Below are 16,571 nucleotides of genomic sequence, written 5' to 3'. Positions count from 1 at the left end.
GTCAAAGCAAGATACCGGAGACGCGTTGATGAAAGCTCTCATTCCCCTGCTCTGCCTGATCGCTTTCCCTCTGTGGGCTCAGAATGCGCCCGAGGGCTGGGCCGTATACCCAACCCAGAAACCGTATGCAGAACTGGTTGACGCAACCAAAGCCGCGATCAAGGAAAACGGGTTGATCGTCGTGACACAGGCGGGCCCGACCAAAGCGGCGGCAGCACGTGGGATTTCGATTCCCGGAAATCGCGTGATCGGGGCCTTCAACAATGACTACGCCGTGCGGGTTCTGGAGACCTCGGTCCACGCGATGATCGAGGCTCCGATCCGGTTTTACGTAACCGAGAACCAGGACGGGACGGCGACCCTGTCTTACAAGACCCCCAGCTTTGTCTTTGCGCCTTACGCCCCGGAAGGTGGGCAAGACCTGCTGAATATTGCCGCCGAGCTTGACACGACGTTTCAATCGATCGCTGAACGCGCAGTCAAATAGTCACACTGCCGTGAACCGCCTTGCGTCCAGAGGCGTCCTCCGCAATCTGCTTCGAAACAGTTTTCTCGGAGCATGACTGATGCAGGACCCCTCGCCCCGCGCTGCGGATCTTCTGGCCCAACGTCTTTATGAAGCGGGCTGTCGTCACGCCTTTGGGATGCCGGGGGGCGAGGTCCTGACCCTGGTCGACGCACTGGAAAAGGCTGGGATCACCTTTCATCTGACCAAGCACGAAAACTCTGCCGGGTTCATGGCCGAGGCCGTTCATCATCGCGACGGAGCACCTGCGATTCTGGTGGCCACCCTGGGTCCGGGTGCAATGAACGGGATCAATGTGGTGGCGAACGCTTTGCAGGATCGTGTGCCGATGGTCGTTCTGACCGGATGCGTCGATGCCGACGAAGCGTTGACCTATACCCATCAGGTCATGGATCACAGCCGGGTTTATCGCTCGATCACCAAAGGCACTTTTACACTGACAGCCAAAGGCGCAGATATCATAGCCGACAAGGCGGTGTCATTGGCCATGCAGCCACGACCGGGCCCGGTTCATATCGATGTCCCGATCTCGGTTGCCGACACGCCTGTTACCGGCGTGAAATGCCGCCGGCTGGCCAAGGTTGCGCCGGTCAGCCCCGGTGGCGAATGCCTGGAAAAGGCCCGCCGCTGGGTGGCCGAGGCCGAACGCCCCATTGCCATCATCGGCCTGGATGTCCTTTATGACGACTCGCGCAGTGTGGTACAGGCGTTCCTGGAACACTTTGGTATTCCTTTCGTGACGACCTACAAGGCCAAAGGCGTCGTGCCCGAGGATCACCCACTGTGTCTGGGTGGCGCGGGGCTGTCGCCGCTGGCTGACAAGCATCTTGTGCCTCTGATCGAACAATCGGATCTGGTATTGTGTCTGGGATATGACCCGATCGAAATGCGCCCCGGCTGGCGTGAGATCTGGGATCCGGAAGAAAAGCGCGTCATCGATATCTCTGCCGTGGTCAACGACCACTACATGCATCAGGCTGGATTGAACCTTGTCGCCGACACGGGCGAGACATTGGAGGCAATAGCCAAAGGCAACCCGGCCCATGAAACATGGCCGGGCAACGAACCCGCGCAGGTCAAAGCCGCGCTGGCAAAGGCCTTCCCCGCCGATGAAAGCTGGGGCCCCGCTGCCGTCATTGCCGAAACCCGTGCCGTCCTGCCGCCTGAAACATTGGCCACGGCCGACAGTGGCGCGCATCGCATTCTGCTGAGCCAGATGTGGGCGTGCAACGAAGAACGCGGGTTGATCCAATCCTCGGCGCTCTGCACCATGGGCTGCGCTGTTCCGATGGCCATTGGCCTGAAACTGGCCGAACCGGACCGCCCGGTGATCAGCTTCTCGGGCGATGCCGGGTTCCTTATGGTTGCGGGCGAGTTGTCGACTGCTGCTGAAATGGGCGGCAACCCGATTTTTCTGGTCTTCGTGGATGCCAGCCTTGCCCTGATCGAATTGAAACAACGCCAGCGGCAGATGGGCAACACGGGCGTCGATTTCGGCCATCATGACTTTGCCGCCATGGGCCGGGCCTTTGGCGGCAATGGCCATACGGTTCGCAACAGGACAGAGTTGCGCACCGCACTGGAAGCTGCTGTAAAGGCTGAGACACTTACGGTGATTGCTGCTGAAGTTGAGCGTGGAGGCTATGATGGCCGCATCTGAAGGCCCGTTGAAGGGTGTCAAGGTTCTGGACCTTAGCCGGATTCTGGCAGGCCCCACCTGCACGCAACTGCTGGGCGATCTGGGTGCAAGCGTCATCAAGATCGAAAACCCGGCAACCGGGGGCGATGACACGCGGCAATGGGGCCCGCCCTACGTGAGCGATGCCGAGGGCAACCGCTCGGACCTGAGCGCCTATTTCATGTCGGCCAACCGCAACAAGAAATCCGTCGCGCTGGATATCTCCTCGGCCGAGGGTCAGGCGGAAATCAGACGGTTGGCGTCACACGCGGACATTCTGATCGAGAACTTCAAACCGGGCGGCTTGGCCAAGTATGGGCTGGACTACGCCACCCTGTCGCAAGAGTTTCCAAGCCTCGTGTACTGTTCAATCTCGGGCTACGGTCAAACCGGGCCGAATGCCAGCAAGCCCGGCTATGACCTGATGGCGCAAGGCTATGGCGGGATCATGTCGCTGACCGGAGACCCCGAGGGCGCCCCCATGAAAGTGGGTGTTGGCATCGCCGACGTGATGTGCGGGATGTATGCGACTGTTGGTATCCTGGCCGCGCTGCGCCACCGCGACCTGACCGGCGAAGGCCAGCAGATCGATCTGGCGCTGGTGGATTCTCAGATTGCCTGGCTGATCAATGAAGGCGTCAACTATCTGACGTCAGGCGATGTTCCGCAAAGACGCGGTAACGGGCACCCCAACATCGTCCCTTATGACGTCTACGAAACCGCTGATGGGCACGTGATTCTCGCGGTTGGAAATGACGGCCAGTTCAGAAAGCTCTGCGACTTCATCAATGCTCCTGAACTGGCAGTCGATCCGAGATTCGCGACCAACCCGGCCCGTCTTGAGCATCGTGATGCACTGAATTCCATCCTTCGCCCCGCAGTGAAGGCGCTGGACACCCAGACCGTCATTTCCGGCCTCGAAGCTGTCAAAGTGCCCGTCGGCCCGGTTCAGACGCTGGATCAGGTGTTCAACACGGAACAAGTGGCCGCAAGACGAATGCAGATTGCCATGCAGGCCCAGCCGGGTCAGGTCAACCTGATCGGGAATCCTCTGAACCTGTCTCGCACACCTGTAACATATCGAAACGCTCCACCGGTCTGTGGAGCCGATACCGCGGCCGTTCTGAGCGCAAAAAACCCGTTCGAGGATTGAAATACTTGCACAATTAGGCGGCAAGTCGCTGAAACATGCCCTTGAATCGGCGGTTTTTTTCGTCTTTTTCGCACACGTCATTTCACCAATTCGAGAGCAGCGTCGATACTGTTACGCCGCTCTTGCACACTCTGTTACATCGAACAGTGTCAAATATCGCAATCAGATTGGACCCAAGCATGAAACAAGACGTTTTCGGACAGATGAACACCCTGACCCAGCCGGCGGCCGTCGAAGCGTGGAATGGTGTTCTGCTTGGGTTCATGGCTCATGCCGCTGTCACGCCTCAGCATTTGGGCAAAGTGCTTGAACTCGAGCCCGACTTCGCGCTGGGTCATGCGGTCAAAGGTCTGTTCATGGCGCTGCTTGGGCGGCGCGAGATGATGGCCGTTGCCGTCGAAGCGCTGGCTGCTGCCCACGCGGCGATGGAACGCCAGCCCATCACCACGCGTGAGCATCTTTATGTGGAGTCGCTTGCCCTCTATCTGGCGGGGCAACAGACGCAGGCGGTTCAGAAATTCGAAACGATTCTGCGCGATCACCCGCAGGACACGCTGGCGATGAAACTAAGCCACGCAACCCGCTTTGTCCTGGGCGACGCCAAAGGGATGCGCCGCTCGATCGAGCGGGTGTTGCCCGCTTATGAACCCGATCATCTGGGGCGCGGCTATCTGCTGGGCTGTCATTCCTTCGCACTGGAAGAAACAGGCGCTTACGAAAAGGCCGAAATCGCGGGCCGTCAGGCGCTGTGGATGGTGTCCGATGATGCCTGGGGCCTGCACGCGGTGGCCCATGTCCACGAGATGACGGGTAATGCGCAGCTGGGCCTTGACTGGCTGGCCGGGCGCGAGGCGGCCTGGTCCCACTGCAACAATTTCCGTTACCACGTCTGGTGGCACAAGGCGCTGATGCATCTGGATCTGGGCCAGGTCGATCAGGTGATGGAACTGTATGACGCCCATATTCGCAAGGACAAAACCGACGATTACCGGGACATCTCGAACGCAACTTCACTTCTGTCTCGGCTTGAGCTCGAAGGCATAGATGTTGGGAACCGCTGGGAAGAACTGGCTGATCTGAGTGCCGCACGAACAGAAGACGGCTGCCTGATCTTTGCGGATCTACATTATATGCTGGCGCTGACCGGCGATAACCGCGCCGACGCCACGGCCAAGATGCTGAGCCGCATGAACAAGGATGCAGCGCGCGCCAATGACGACATGACCCGCCGCATGGCAGACCCCGGTGTTGCCGCTGCCATGGGCCTCGAGGCCTTTGGTGACGGTCATTACGCCACGGCCTTTGATCATCTTTTGACGGCACGCGATTCCATGCAACTGGCCGGTGGCAGCCATGCGCAACGTGATGTATTTGAACGCATTACCATCGATTCCGGTCTTCGGGCCGGGCGCCTCGATGCAGTCGAGCGTATTCTGGATGATCGCCGGGCCAAGCGCGCCGGGGGCGAAGACAATTATGCCATCGCGCGCCGCGCCCTGATCGACGCGGCCCGCGACAGCGGTGACGCACAAAGCGTTCCCGCAGAATAACAAAAAGACCAAGAAGGACAGAAAACGTATGGCGACCATATCGCCCGCTTCTGATTATGTACCCGCTGCGGCCCCGGCCGCTGCCCCTGCCAGCACGCGCGATCCGCGTCTGGATTTCTATCGCGGCATTGCGATGTTCATCATCCTGATCGCCCATATTCCAAACGATCCCTGGGCCAAATGGATTCCCGCGCGGTTTGGCTATTCCGATGCAACCGAGATCTTTGTGTTCTGTTCGGGCATGGCCTCGGCCATCGCCTTTGGAGGTGCATTTCTGCGCAAAGGCTGGTGGATGGGCACCGCCCGAGTGGCCTACCGCATCTGGCAGGTCTATTGGGCGCATATTGCCCTGTTCTTCTTTGTTGCCATGACGATGGCCGCGCTGGATCAGACTGGCGCGTTCGAGAAAACCTATGTCTCGTCGCTGAACCTTCAGCATTTCTTCAATGATCCAGCGCCGCAAATGGTCGGGATTTTCACTCTGACCTATGTTCCGAACTACTTCGATATCCTGCCGATGTATCTGGTCGTACTGGCGCTGATGCCGCTTTACATGGCGCTCCATCGCGTCAGTTTCTGGCTGATGGCGGCAGTTTGCTTGGCCATCTGGTTCATCGCACAAACCGGCGCGCTGGCCCTTCCCGCCGAACCCTGGTCCGCGCGCCAGTGGTTCTTCAACCCTTTTGGCTGGCAATTGCTGTTCTTCACCGGCTTTGCCTTCATGCGCGGTTGGATTCCGGCCCCGCCCGTGTCGAAATCTTTAATCTGGGTGGCGATTGCCTTTGTCGTATTGTCAGCCCCGTTCGGGTCTTGGAAGGTCTTCACCTGGATCAATACGGCTGCGCCCGAGCTTGGCGCAATGATCCGCAAGGGCTGGCCCCTGACCGAAGAGCTGCGCGGCAAGACCGAGTTCGGCTTTCTGCGATATGTCCACTTTCTGTCGCTGGCCTATCTGGGATGGGTCGCAGCGGGCGAGCACGGCCACCGTCTGATCGCGACAGGCCATGGTGTGGGCGCACGTATCTGGCAATTCCTGCTGGCCGTTGTCACCAAGGTCGGCCAGCAATCCCTTGCCGTCTTTGTGTTTTCCATGGCCGCGGCCCGGCTGATCGGCGTCGCGCTGGATCAGGCTGGGCGGGATGTCGCCACTGTCTTTGTTGCCAACATGATTGGGTTTGCGATGATCATCGGCGTTGCCTATCTGGCAGCTTGGTTCAAGTCACAACCCTGGAAGTCGAAGAAATGAAATTCACCCGCCGCGCATTCCTCGTCTCGACGACTGCTTTGGCCTTTGCCCCGACCGCGTATGCGACGGGCGGTGAAACGCCTTTTGACCGCGACTATGTGATCAAAATGGCCCGCGATCTGACCAGCCGCCCCTATGTGGAACGCGAGATGGTACCGCAGGAATGGCAGGACCTGACCTATCAGCAATACCGCTCCATCCGGTTCCGGCTTGATCGGGCGCTGTGGTATGAAACCGAGACGCCATTCAATGTCGATTTCTTCACCCCCGGCCTGTATTTCCCCCGCACCGTAAAGGTGGAGACGGTCGAGAACGGCATGACCAAGCCGGTCGCCTTCGATCTGGAAATGTTCGACAAGTCCGAAGACGTGCCGCAACTGCCGATCGATGACACGCTGGGCTTCTCGGGCCTGCGCCTGCGCACTGAAATGCACCGCCCCGGCAAGACAGATGAATTCTGCGTCTGGCAGGGGGCCAGCTATTTCCGCGCCATCGGTCTGCACGAGGTTTACGGACTGTCCGCGCGGGGTCTGGCGCTGAAAACCGGCGATCCGGATGGCGAGGAATTCCCCGAATTCATTCGGTTCTGGCTGGAGCGTCCCGAACCGGGCCAACGCAACATGGTCGTGCATGCATTGCTGGACAGCCCCAGCGTGACCGGCGCCTATCGTTTCAACGTCACGGCGGGCGCGGATTGCATCATGGATATCGAGGCAACGCTGTTCCCGCGCGAAGACCTGTCCCATGTGGGCATCGCTCCGGGAACTTCGATGTTCCTGTTCGACCAGACCAACCACAGCCGGTTCGACGATTTCCGCCCTGCTGTGCACGACAGCGACGGCCTGCTGATCCGCAATGGCGCAGGCGAAGTGCTGTGGCGTCCGTTGGCCAACCCGACCCGATTGCAGGTTTCATCCTTCGTCGACACAAACCCGCGCGGGTTTGGTCTGATGCAGCGCAAACGAGAGTTTTCGGACTATGCCGATCTTGAAGCCAATTATCACAAACGCCCGGGCCTGTGGGTCGAGCCCCGTGAAGATTGGGGCAAAGGCTCGGTCACGCTGGTCGAGATCCCGGCAGATCAGGAAATCTATGACAACATCGTTGCATATTGGCGGCCCGCTGAACCCTATGCGGCAGGCAGTCAGGTCGACCTGTCCTATCGCCTGATCTGGGGGGAAGAACCCCAGCGCACACCGATGCCACGCGTGATCAACACCGCGATGGGCGAGAACACCTTTGGCGAAGGCCGGTTGGCCGTCATCGACTTTGAAGAAAGCGATTTGTTCGCGGATATAGACGCGATCACGATTTTCGTGGATTCCCCCCATGCGGAAACCTCGGAAGGCGTCTTGCAACGCAACCCGGATACCGGTGGCCTGCGTCTGGCGTTCTCATTCCAGCCCGGCGAGCGTAACCATGTGGAATTGCGGGCGCAGTTGCTGAAAGACAAACAGCCTGCCTCCGAGGTCTGGCTATACCGTTGGACCACATGAGCAGCGACCTGCATATCATGCCGCCCGAGGCGCCCCTGGCGATGCCTGCGCAGAACTTCAGCGCACGGTTCCGGGATGCGGATGCACCTTCCGGTCAGCACAAATCATCTGCCGGATTCTGGCGCGCACTGGCCTTTTCGCCTGCAATGGCCGCCACTCTGGCCTTGCTATGGGTCATGAGCGATTGGTTCGGTGCGGAAGGCATCAACGTGATTGAAGGCATCCTTTTGACTTTGATTTCGTTCAACTTCTTCTGGATTTCCTTCACCGTCTGCACCGTTTTGCTGGGCATGGTGTCGCTGGCAAAACAAGAACGTCCCGAGCGCCTGACCGCAGCGCAACCCCTGCGGGTGGCCCTGCTGACCCCGGTCTACAACGAGGTCCCCTGGAACGTACTGGGCAATGCCCGCACCATGCTGGAGGATCTTCAGGCACGCGGCGGGAAACATCATTATGCCATGTTCATTCTGTCGGACACGCGCGACCCGGAGATTGCGGCGCAGGAACAGGCCAGCGTCGAGGCGCTGCGCACCACGCTGGCACCTGGGCTTGAGCTGTACTATCGCCGCCGCGAACAGAATACCGATCGCAAAGTGGGCAACATTGCCGACTGGGTCAGCCGCTGGGGCGCGGATTGGGATGCCATGCTGGTGCTGGATGCCGACAGCCTGATGACCGGGCGCGCGATCCATCGCCTGACTGATGCACTTGCATGTGATCCGGGTGCGGGCTTGATTCAAAGCTATCCGCAGCTGATCGGCGCGCAGTCGGTCTTTGCCCGGATGCAGCAATTCGCAAATGGCGTCTACGGCATCGCCTTTGCCGAAGGTCTGGCCCGCTGGTGCGGGCAGGAAGGCAACTATTGGGGCCACAACGCCATCATCCGCACCAGGGCTTTTGCCAGCAGCGCCGGACTGCCCAAGCTGCGTTCGTTCAGCGGTCAGGACAAGCTGATCATGAGCCACGATTTCGTCGAGGCCGGCCTGCTGCGCCGCGCCGGATGGGCCGTGCGCTTCCTGCCGCGTATACGCGGGTCATATGAAGAAACACCGCCCACCCTCATCGATCACGCCATGCGGGACCGCCGCTGGTGCCAGGGCAACCTGCAACACCTGAAACTGCTGGGTTCTTCCGGATTCCGTGCCGTGTCGCGGTTCCACATGTTCCATGGCGCAGTCGGCTATCTGATGTCCCCGTTGTGGTTTGCACTATTGTTGATGTGGGCGCTGATCGGTCAGGGTCAGGATGCCTCTGTCCTGCATTATTTCAGCCCCGACAATCCTCTGTTCCCGCAATGGCCCGAGATGTCGGAAACCCGTCACGTGCTGATCATTCTGGTCATGTACGCGATGCTTTTGGCCCCCAAGGTTCTGGGCGTTCTGGCCCTGCCGCTTAGCGGTGTACGCTATGCGGATTTCGGTGGCGGGCGCAAATTCCTCGGCTCTTTCCTGGCCGAGGTTCTGTTGTCGATCCTTTACGCTCCGATCCTGATGGTGCAACAGATGATCGCTGTTTTCCGTACGGCTTTTGGCATTCAGCGCGGCTGGTCGCCACAGGCCCGCGACGGTGGCACCTATGGTCTGCGAACGCTGATCCTGTGCCATGCGCTTGAAACCGTAAGCGGAGTGGCGCTGAGCGTCGGTATCCTGTCCGGTCTGGTGTCGATCTGGCTGGCCCCGATCGCCATCAGCCTGGCACTGGCTATCCCGTTGTCGGCGCTCAGCGGTGTCTCGGCAGGTGCCGCCCGCAAGATGGTCGGAATGCGAGAGGATTTCAGCGAACCCGCCATTACCCGGTCAGCGCGCCGCTATCGCGATGAACTGAAGCGACTGGTCGAAGGCAAAGGCAACATGACCCCGGCCGAGTGATCAGCTGCCGGGAAGCCCTTCATACCAATCGACCATCATGTCGGCCCAGCCCGCGGGAACGGTGTGCCCTCCGGGAAACAAAGCAAATTCCAGCGCGCTGCCTTCCGCACAATTGGTCCAGCGGCGGCGCATGAATTCACCCGTCGTGCTGAACCCGGCCGGTTTGTGATCGACACAACCGTTGGCATCACGCCAGATTTCGAGGCCCGCGTAGATATCCCCCTGCTGAAAGCGCCCTCCGCCCAGCAGGCGCCCTTCCAGCGGCACCACATTGTCGGTCCAGCCATGCGTATGGAACATGCGGATCGGACCTTTGCAGGCATCAGGGTGCGGGCGCCAGAAACCACCGGACACCGGAACATAGGCCGAGAACGCATCGGGGGCCTCGCAAGCCAGATAGTTGACCATGAAAGCGCCAGCGGAAAACCCGCCCAGCAAGACACGGTCGGCGTCGATACCAAACCGCTTTGCCGCGTCTTGCACCACTTCGGTCAGAAAGGCGGTTTCGTCCCGATCCCCAAAGCCTGGATAGAAATTCCAGCTTTTGGTTCCGCCCCGGTCGGGCCGTTCCAGCCCCTCAGGGGCCATCACCGCATACCCGCGTTTCAACAGCGGTTCGACCATCCCGCGATTGCGCATCGTACCCGACCCGCTGCCGCCATACCCGTGCAGGAACACCACCATGGGCGCATTGTCCGCATCGGGCAGTTCGATGTGGTAGGCTCCCATGGGAGTCTCACAGGTATCCTCTTGGCCGGCACACCCCGCGAAAGCGCTCTGCCCGGTCACTGACAAGGCCAAAGCCAGGCTGAACTGCCGGATCATCCTGCATCCTCATCATATTTACGCACCGGCAATCCGGCCCGAACCCATCCCGGCCCTGCGGCCGAACCCAGCATACCCTCTGGCACGTCGATCACATTGGTGAATCCAGCCTCGATCAGGCGGTTGCTCAGGCGTGCTGAACGCACACCGCGCGCGCAGATCAGCGCCACTGGCGCTGCCTGATTGCCGCCGGTCAATTCCGTCAGTGCATTGACGAAATCTTCTCGCCGCATGTCCAGCGGCACAGCACCCTCGCCAATTCCGGATGCCCGCCATTCGCGCGGCGTGCGGATATCGACCAGCAGAATGCGCCCGTCTGATGCCTGTTCATGAGCAACGGCTACGCTGATCCGGCCGCCGCCATGATCTTCGGGGATCAAACGGTATTCCCTGATCGCAAACCCGCCTGCGATCGCAGCACAAACGCCGATCAACATCCATCTTCGGGCTCGGTTCACTTTCTCGGCCAAGATTCAGCCTCCTGTTCGCTGAGATTTGTTCTATCACAGATGGTCTGAAACGGGGGCGTTGAAAAACCCCGGCCCGCATCAAGATCGCGTCATTTTTTCGCAACGTGGCAGAATTCCTGACCGGGCCATTAGGACTCTGTAAAAAAGTTACAATATCTGGACAGTCGGGAAAATATCCTTACAAAATTGGCTTCACACTGACCGCCCAGATCGGAGTATCGCACTTGTCCCTATTCCTTATCGCGGCCCTTCCCTTCCTTGGCGCTGTTTTTCCCGCCCTGCTGATCCGGGCAGGCCGGAACGCAGCCGCCTCCGCTGCCGGGTTGACCACATTCCTGGCCCTGATGGGCTTGTTGATTCATATCCCGTCAGTGATGCGCGGAGAGGTGGTGACCGCCCGGTTCGATTGGATACCGGGGCTGGGTCTGAACGCAAATTTCATGCTGGACGGATTGGGCTTTTTGTTCGCGTTGCTGATCCTGGGCATAGGGTTGCTGATCATCCTTTATGCAAGGTTCTATCTGTCGCGCGAAGACCCGATGGGGCAGTTCTTTACCTATCTTTTGCTGTTTCAGGGCGCGATGGTCGGGATTGTCCTGTCCGACAATATCCTGCTTCTGCTTATTTTCTGGGAACTTACATCGCTCAGCTCATTCCTGCTGATCGGCTATTGGAAGCAACTGCCCGAAGGTCGTCAGGGCGCGCGCATGGCCTTGGCTGTCACTGGCTCTGGCGGCTTGGCGATGATTGCAGGGATGCTGATCCTCGGCAATATCGTGGGGTCCTACGACCTCAGCGTCATTTTGCAGAACAAAGAACTGATCCAGGCTTCACCCTACTACATGCCGGCGCTGATCCTGATCCTGCTGGGCTGTTTCACCAAGTCGGCGCAGTTCCCGTTTCATTTCTGGCTGCCGCACGCCATGGCCGCGCCGACACCGGTTTCGGCCTATCTGCACTCTGCCACCATGGTGAAAGCCGGCTTGTTTTTGATGGCACGGATGTGGCCGGTTCTGGCCGGTACGGATGCGTGGTTCTATATCGTGGCCACCACGGGTCTGGTTACCATGCTGATCGGCGCGTCTATCGCGTTGTTCAAGGACGATCTGAAGGCATTGCTGGCGTTTTCGACCGTTTCGCATCTGGGCCTGATCACCATGCTGCTGGGCTTTGGCACAAAGATTGCAGCCGTCGCTGCCGTGTTCCACATCATCAACCACGCGACGTTCAAAGCCGCCTTGTTCATGACCGCCGGGATCGTGGATCACGAGACCGGCACGCGCGACATCAAAAGGCTGGGCGGCTTGCGCCACCTGATGCCGATCACCTTCACCATTGGCACGATTGCCGCCCTTTCGATGGCCGGGCTGCCGCCCTTGAACGGCTTCCTGTCCAAAGAGATGATGCTTGAGGAGACCGTGCATACCACATGGCTGCACTCTCATTACCTGGTGCCGGGGCTGGCGCTGTTGGCTGCGTTGTTCTCGGCCGCCTATTCCTTCCGCTTTGTGAGTCACGTTTTCCTTGGTCCACAGAGGGAAGACTATCCGGCCCATCCGCATGACCCGCCCGTTGGGTTGTGGATCGCGCCTGCATTCCTGGTCGTACTTGTCATCCTGATCGGCCTCTATTCCGCTGCCATTGTCGGACCTCTGGTTGCAGTGGTGTCAAGCGCAGTGATTGGCGGCGAGAAGCTTCCGTATTACTCGCTGAAACTCTGGCATGGCTTCACACCGGCCCTTTACATGTCGGTCGTGGCGACTCTGGGCGGTCTGTTCCTGCTGGCGCTGCACAAACGGGGTGAGCAGATCTGGAACGCCCTGCCCCGCCCCGAAGCCAAGCAGATCTTCGAAGCAATCATAGAAGCACTGACCAGGTTGAGCCGCTGGATCACGGATGAATTGCACAACGGGGTCCTCAGCCGCTATGCCATCATCTTTGTCGCCTTTACCGTTGGCCTGGGTTATTACGCGTATTCGACCGGGACAATTGGTATTGAAACCCGCGTTCCGCTGCCGGCTCAGATCATTCCGATCATTGGCTGGATCTGCCTTGTGGGTGCGACGCTGGGCATCATGTGGTTCCACCGGAATCGTCTTCTGTCGCTGGTATTGATCGGTGTCGTCGGCCTGATCGTTTCGATTGCCTTCAACTATCTCTCGGCCCCTGACCTTGCTTTGACGCAAATCTCGGTCGAGGTGGTGACAATGATCCTTTTGTTGCTGTCGCTGAACTTTCTGCCGACCGAAACGCCCTGGGACAGTTCGGCGGCGCGGCGCTGGCGGGACGCGGCGATTTCCGTGGTCGCGGGCCTTGGTACCGGTGCGCTGATCTACGCGATGATGATGCGCGATTTCGCTTTCCCGACGATTTCAGAGTTCCATCTGGCCAATTCCTACAAAGGCGGCGGCGGCACCAATGTGGTCAATGTGATCCTTGTCGACTTCCGGGGTTTTGACACCTTTGGCGAGATCATCGTTCTGGGCATCGCCGCACTGATCATCTTTGCGCTGACGGAATCCGTGCTCAGCACCAACGTCCGCAGCTATCTGCTGAACCGCAAACCGCACTGGCCTCAATCCGGCGACTCTCATCCCTTGATGATGGTTGTGGTTACCCGCGTGATGATGCCGATCGCACTTATGGTCGGGGCTTACATCTTCTTCCGCGGGCACAACCAGCCCGGCGGTGGCTTTATCGCCGGACTTATCGTCGCCATCGCTTACCTGATGCAGTACATGGCCAGCGGTTATACCTGGGCCATCGAGCGGCAGAGGTTCTATTACCACGGCACCATCGGCTGGGGCGTTCTGATCGCCGCAGCAACCGGACTGGGTGCATGGTTCAACGATCGTCCTTTCCTGACCAGCGATTTCGGCTACATCGACTGGCCTCCGCTGGAGGAGTTCGAATGGGCCACCGCCATGCTGTTTGATACAGGCGTATTCCTGGCGGTTCTGGGTGCGGTCATGCTTGCATTGGACAGCTTGTCCCGCTTTGCGTGGCAGCCGGGAATGGCTCAGGAATTCCCGATGGATATCAACCCACTGCGGGATGATCTTCTGGAAGAAAAACAAGAGAAGGAGCAGTCCTGATGGAAGCGCTCGTAGCCTCCGCCGTTGGCATCATGACTGCCGCCGGGATCTTCCTGATCCTGCGCCGCCGGACGTTTCCGGTCATTCTCGGCCTGTCTCTGATCACATACGCGGTGAACGTCTTCCTGTTCGCGACCGGACGACTGGCGCTGAACGCGCCAGCGGTTCTGAACAAGTACAAGGACGTGCCCTATACCGACCCTCTGCCACAGGCGCTGGTCCTGACGGCTATCGTGATCTCGTTCGGGATGACCGCCGTGATCGTGATGATCTCACTCAGCGCATACCTGTCCGCCAAAGACGACCATATCGACATGACCGCCCAGGACAGTGTTGAAGCGCCGGGAGATGACGCATGAACCACTGGATCGTTGCGCCGATCGTCCTGCCCGCGATTCTGGCCCCGTTTATCATCATGGTCCTGCGATACCACCTGGACCTGCAACGTATCTTCTCGGTCGCGGGTGTCGTGGCTTTGCTTGGGATTGCGCTGACGATCACGGCTCAGGCCTCCGGCGGGGACATTCAGGTGTACGAGCTTGGCGACTGGCCCGCCCCCTTTGGCATTGTCATGGTGCTGGACCGCATGTCCGCAATGATGGTTCTGCTGACCGCCCTGCTGGCCCTGCCGATCGTGCTGTATGCCATTGCGTCGGGCTGGGATGACCGGGGCAAGCATTTCCACGCGCTGTTCCATTTCCAACTCATGGGCGTCTGCGGGGCCTTCCTGACCGGCGACGCCTTCAACCTTTTCGTGTTCTTCGAGGTTCTGCTGATCGCCTCTTACGGCCTGATGACACATGGCGGTGGCGCGGTGCGGTTGAAAGCGGGTGTGCAGTATGTGGCGTATAACCTGTTGGGGTCGACCCTGTTTCTGTTTGCCCTCGGTACGATCTATGGCGTGACCGGCACGCTGAACATGGCGGACATCGCCGTGCGCGTTGCAGAAATTCCGGCCGAAGATACCGCATTGCTGCGGGTTGGCGCAGTGCTGTTGCTGCTGGTCTTCTGCATCAAGGCTGCCGTTCTGCCGCTGCATTTCTGGCTGCCCGCCAGCTATGCCAACGCTCCGCTGCCTGTTGCGGCCCTGTTTGCAATCATGACCAAGGTCGGGGCCTATTCGATCCTGCGAATGTACACGCTGGCCTTCGGCCCCGACGTCGAAGTCACGCAGGGTCTGGTTGGCGAGTGGCTGCAACCTGCGGCGCTGCTGACGCTTGCGGTCGGCGCCGTCGGCATTCTGGGATCGCAGCATATTGCCCGCATGGTTGCCTTCTGCGCCATTGCGTCCATGGGTACTTTGCTGATCGCGATTTCTCAATTCACGCCCGGCGCGACGGCAGCCGCCCTTTATTACGTGTTCCATTCGACACTTGCGACCGCGTTGCTGTTTCTCATTGCTGACCTGATCATGGAACGGCAGGGAGGTGCCATAGCCCCCAAGCCACCGATGCCGCAAAGCGGGTTGATAGCTGCATTGTTCTTTGTCGGCGCCATCGCGATGGCTGGAATGCCGCCGCTGTCCGGCTTTGTAGGCAAGCTTTTGGTTCTGGACGCTTCGCGCGATGCATCCGATGCCACCACGGTCTGGGCGGTTATCCTGATTGGATCATTCGTCACCATCGTCGGGCTCGCCCGCGCCGGGACGCTGATTTTCTGGAAAAGCTACGACGCTGAGGTTGTCACAGCCGATGAAACCGCCGAAGGCGATGAGGCGCCTGCCCCCGCCGCCCCCGAACCGCAACCCGGCCTTGCCTTTACGGCTGTGTTCGGGGCCGTGGCAGGTCTGATCCTGCTGACCCTGTTCGCAGGTCCGGCTCTGGAGTACACGAGCAAAACCGCAGAGCAGTTGTTTACGCCTGAAAATTACATCTCTGCCGTATTGGGAAGGGAAGAGTGATGAAACTGCTGCGCCGGATTTTCCCGCACCCCCACCTGACGATTTTGCTGACGCTGGTCTGGATTCTGCTGGCGAACAAGCCTTCGCTGAACTCTCTGGTCTTTGGCCTGATCCTCGGGATCATCATTCCCTTCATCACACAGCCATACTGGCCGGATCGTCCCAAAGTGCGCAACTGGCCAATGGTTGTGGAATACATGCTGGTGGTGCTTTGGGATATCGTGGTTGCAAACGTAACAGTGGCCTGGATCATCCTGTTCAAGCGCAATGATGACCGCCAGCCCAACTGGGTCTGTGTCCCGCTTGAGCTGCGCACCCCCGAAGCAATCACCTTTCTGGCCGGGACCATCACGATGACTCCCGGCACCGTCAGTTGCGATCTTTCGGCGCAGGGGCACAACCTGCTGGTACATTGCCTCGACGCACCGAACCCTGACGAGGTGCGAGACCAGATCAAGCAGCGCTATGAACGTCGCCTGAAGGAGATTTTCGAATGATCGACTACGCGATTTATTTTGCATTTGCCTGTTTCGGTGCGGCGATCATGATGTGTCTGTGGCGGATCATCACCGCTGACGGGGTTGGCACTCGGGTTCTGGCCTTGGACACGATGGTGATCAACACCATCGCCCTGATGATCCTATATGGGCTGGATCAGGGCACCGAGATCTTCTTCGAGGCCGCCATGATCATAGCCATGCTTGGTTTTGTCTCCACCGTGGCCTACGCGCGCTTCATGTTGCGCGGCAATATTATCGAGTGAG

14 protein-coding genes are annotated in these 16,571 nt (G+C 59.4%); 12 read left to right on the top strand and 2 right to left on the bottom strand.

Annotation, left to right across the window (positions count from 1 at the left end; translation table 11 throughout):
• The first annotated feature begins 28 nt into the window (after window positions 1-28).
• From AC2FF8_RS18340 to mdoH, 7 genes are all read left to right on the top strand, one after another.
• The gene (locus tag AC2FF8_RS18340) at window positions 29-487 is read left to right on the top strand and encodes a DUF302 domain-containing protein (RefSeq protein ID WP_496880409.1); all 459 of its coding nucleotides are present in this window, start codon (window positions 29-31) and stop codon (window positions 485-487) included.
• Between the two features lie 79 nt (window positions 488-566).
• Window positions 567-2,186, top strand: coding sequence for a thiamine pyrophosphate-binding protein (locus AC2FF8_RS18335; RefSeq protein WP_496880408.1), 1,620 nt, complete (start codon window positions 567-569; stop codon window positions 2,184-2,186).
• Window positions 2,173-3,357 (top strand): CaiB/BaiF CoA transferase family protein, encoded by a 1,185-nt coding sequence (locus AC2FF8_RS18330; protein WP_496880407.1) that lies wholly within the window; start codon window positions 2,173-2,175, stop codon window positions 3,355-3,357. The genes AC2FF8_RS18335 and AC2FF8_RS18330 overlap by 14 nt, the downstream gene beginning before the upstream one ends.
• A 179-nt stretch (window positions 3,358-3,536) precedes the next feature.
• Window positions 3,537-4,907 carry a tetratricopeptide repeat protein gene (locus AC2FF8_RS18325; RefSeq protein WP_496880406.1) on the top strand — a complete coding sequence of 457 codons (1,371 nt, stop codon included), beginning with the start codon at window positions 3,537-3,539 and terminating at the stop codon, window positions 4,905-4,907.
• Window positions 4,908-4,935: 28 nt separating this feature from the next.
• Window positions 4,936-6,153 (top strand): OpgC family protein, encoded by a 1,218-nt coding sequence (locus AC2FF8_RS18320; protein WP_496880405.1) that lies wholly within the window; start codon window positions 4,936-4,938, stop codon window positions 6,151-6,153.
• A complete protein-coding gene (locus AC2FF8_RS18315) occupies window positions 6,150-7,649 on the top strand; it encodes an OpgD/OpgG family glucan biosynthesis protein (RefSeq protein ID WP_496880404.1) in 1,500 nt (499 codons plus the stop codon). The genes AC2FF8_RS18320 and AC2FF8_RS18315 overlap by 4 nt, the downstream gene beginning before the upstream one ends.
• Window positions 7,646-9,517 carry a glucans biosynthesis glucosyltransferase MdoH gene (mdoH, locus tag AC2FF8_RS18310; RefSeq protein WP_496880403.1) on the top strand — a complete coding sequence of 624 codons (1,872 nt, stop codon included), beginning with the start codon at window positions 7,646-7,648 and terminating at the stop codon, window positions 9,515-9,517. Before AC2FF8_RS18315 ends, mdoH begins: the two co-directional genes overlap by 4 nt.
• Here the strand turns inward: mdoH and AC2FF8_RS18305 are convergent, their stop codons facing one another.
• Both AC2FF8_RS18305 and AC2FF8_RS18300 read right to left on the bottom strand, forming a co-directional pair.
• On the bottom strand, window positions 9,518-10,342 hold the full coding sequence (locus tag AC2FF8_RS18305) for a CE1 family esterase (RefSeq protein WP_496880402.1): 825 nt from the start codon (window positions 10,340-10,342) through the stop codon (window positions 9,518-9,520).
• Window positions 10,339-10,779: a rhodanese-like domain-containing protein gene (locus AC2FF8_RS18300; protein WP_170347252.1), complete on the bottom strand. Its 441-nt coding sequence runs from the start codon at window positions 10,777-10,779 to the stop codon at window positions 10,339-10,341. The genes AC2FF8_RS18305 and AC2FF8_RS18300 overlap by 4 nt, the downstream gene beginning before the upstream one ends.
• 257 nt (window positions 10,780-11,036) lie before the next feature.
• On the opposite strand from AC2FF8_RS18300, the gene AC2FF8_RS18295 reads away from it, so the two are divergent.
• From AC2FF8_RS18295 to AC2FF8_RS18275, 5 genes are read left to right on the top strand one after another with little or no spacing between them, the layout of a single operon-like run.
• On the top strand, window positions 11,037-13,907 hold the full coding sequence (locus tag AC2FF8_RS18295; protein ID WP_496880401.1) for a monovalent cation/H+ antiporter subunit A: 2,871 nt from the start codon (window positions 11,037-11,039) through the stop codon (window positions 13,905-13,907).
• Complete coding sequence (locus AC2FF8_RS18290) at window positions 13,907-14,266, top strand: Na+/H+ antiporter subunit C (protein ID WP_496880400.1); 360 nt, start codon at window positions 13,907-13,909, stop codon at window positions 14,264-14,266. Before AC2FF8_RS18295 ends, AC2FF8_RS18290 begins: the two co-directional genes overlap by 1 nt.
• Entirely contained in the window at window positions 14,263-15,807 is a 1,545-nt protein-coding gene (locus AC2FF8_RS18285) for a monovalent cation/H+ antiporter subunit D (RefSeq protein ID WP_496873698.1), read from the top strand. The genes AC2FF8_RS18290 and AC2FF8_RS18285 overlap by 4 nt, the downstream gene beginning before the upstream one ends.
• Window positions 15,807-16,304: a Na+/H+ antiporter subunit E gene (locus AC2FF8_RS18280; protein WP_496880399.1), complete on the top strand. Its 498-nt coding sequence runs from the start codon at window positions 15,807-15,809 to the stop codon at window positions 16,302-16,304. The genes AC2FF8_RS18285 and AC2FF8_RS18280 overlap by 1 nt, the downstream gene beginning before the upstream one ends.
• Window positions 16,301-16,570, top strand: a complete 270-nt coding sequence (locus AC2FF8_RS18275; protein ID WP_152457439.1) for a K+/H+ antiporter subunit F — start codon at window positions 16,301-16,303, stop codon at window positions 16,568-16,570. The genes AC2FF8_RS18280 and AC2FF8_RS18275 overlap by 4 nt, the downstream gene beginning before the upstream one ends.
• Window position 16,571 lies beyond the last annotated feature (1 nt).

This window comes from Ruegeria sp. YTSA144 (assembly GCF_059610125.1).
This window is presented reverse-complemented; position numbering and strand designations above follow the sequence as displayed.

Excerpts from the sequence above, each read along its gene's own strand:
- AC2FF8_RS18340 (WP_496880409.1), top strand. The coding sequence starts at position 29 with ATGAAAGCTCTCATTCCCCTGCTCTGCCTGATCGCTTTCCCTCTGTGG.
- AC2FF8_RS18335 (WP_496880408.1), top strand. The coding sequence starts at position 567 with ATGCAGGACCCCTCGCCCCGCGCTGCGGATCTTCTGGCCCAACGTCTT.
- AC2FF8_RS18330 (WP_496880407.1), top strand. The coding sequence starts at position 2,173 with ATGGCCGCATCTGAAGGCCCGTTGAAGGGTGTCAAGGTTCTGGACCTT.
- AC2FF8_RS18325 (WP_496880406.1), top strand. The coding sequence starts at position 3,537 with ATGAAACAAGACGTTTTCGGACAGATGAACACCCTGACCCAGCCGGCG.
- AC2FF8_RS18320 (WP_496880405.1), top strand. The coding sequence starts at position 4,936 with ATGGCGACCATATCGCCCGCTTCTGATTATGTACCCGCTGCGGCCCCG.
- AC2FF8_RS18315 (WP_496880404.1), top strand. The coding sequence starts at position 6,150 with ATGAAATTCACCCGCCGCGCATTCCTCGTCTCGACGACTGCTTTGGCC.
- mdoH (WP_496880403.1), top strand. The coding sequence starts at position 7,646 with ATGAGCAGCGACCTGCATATCATGCCGCCCGAGGCGCCCCTGGCGATG.
- AC2FF8_RS18305 (WP_496880402.1), bottom strand. The coding sequence starts at position 10,342 with ATGATCCGGCAGTTCAGCCTGGCTTTGGCCTTGTCAGTGACCGGGCAG.
- AC2FF8_RS18300 (WP_170347252.1), bottom strand. The coding sequence starts at position 10,779 with ATGTTGATCGGCGTTTGTGCTGCGATCGCAGGCGGGTTTGCGATCAGG.
- AC2FF8_RS18290 (WP_496880400.1), top strand. The coding sequence starts at position 13,907 with ATGGAAGCGCTCGTAGCCTCCGCCGTTGGCATCATGACTGCCGCCGGG.
- AC2FF8_RS18285 (WP_496873698.1), top strand. The coding sequence starts at position 14,263 with ATGAACCACTGGATCGTTGCGCCGATCGTCCTGCCCGCGATTCTGGCC.
- AC2FF8_RS18280 (WP_496880399.1), top strand. The coding sequence starts at position 15,807 with ATGAAACTGCTGCGCCGGATTTTCCCGCACCCCCACCTGACGATTTTG.
- AC2FF8_RS18275 (WP_152457439.1), top strand. The coding sequence starts at position 16,301 with ATGATCGACTACGCGATTTATTTTGCATTTGCCTGTTTCGGTGCGGCG.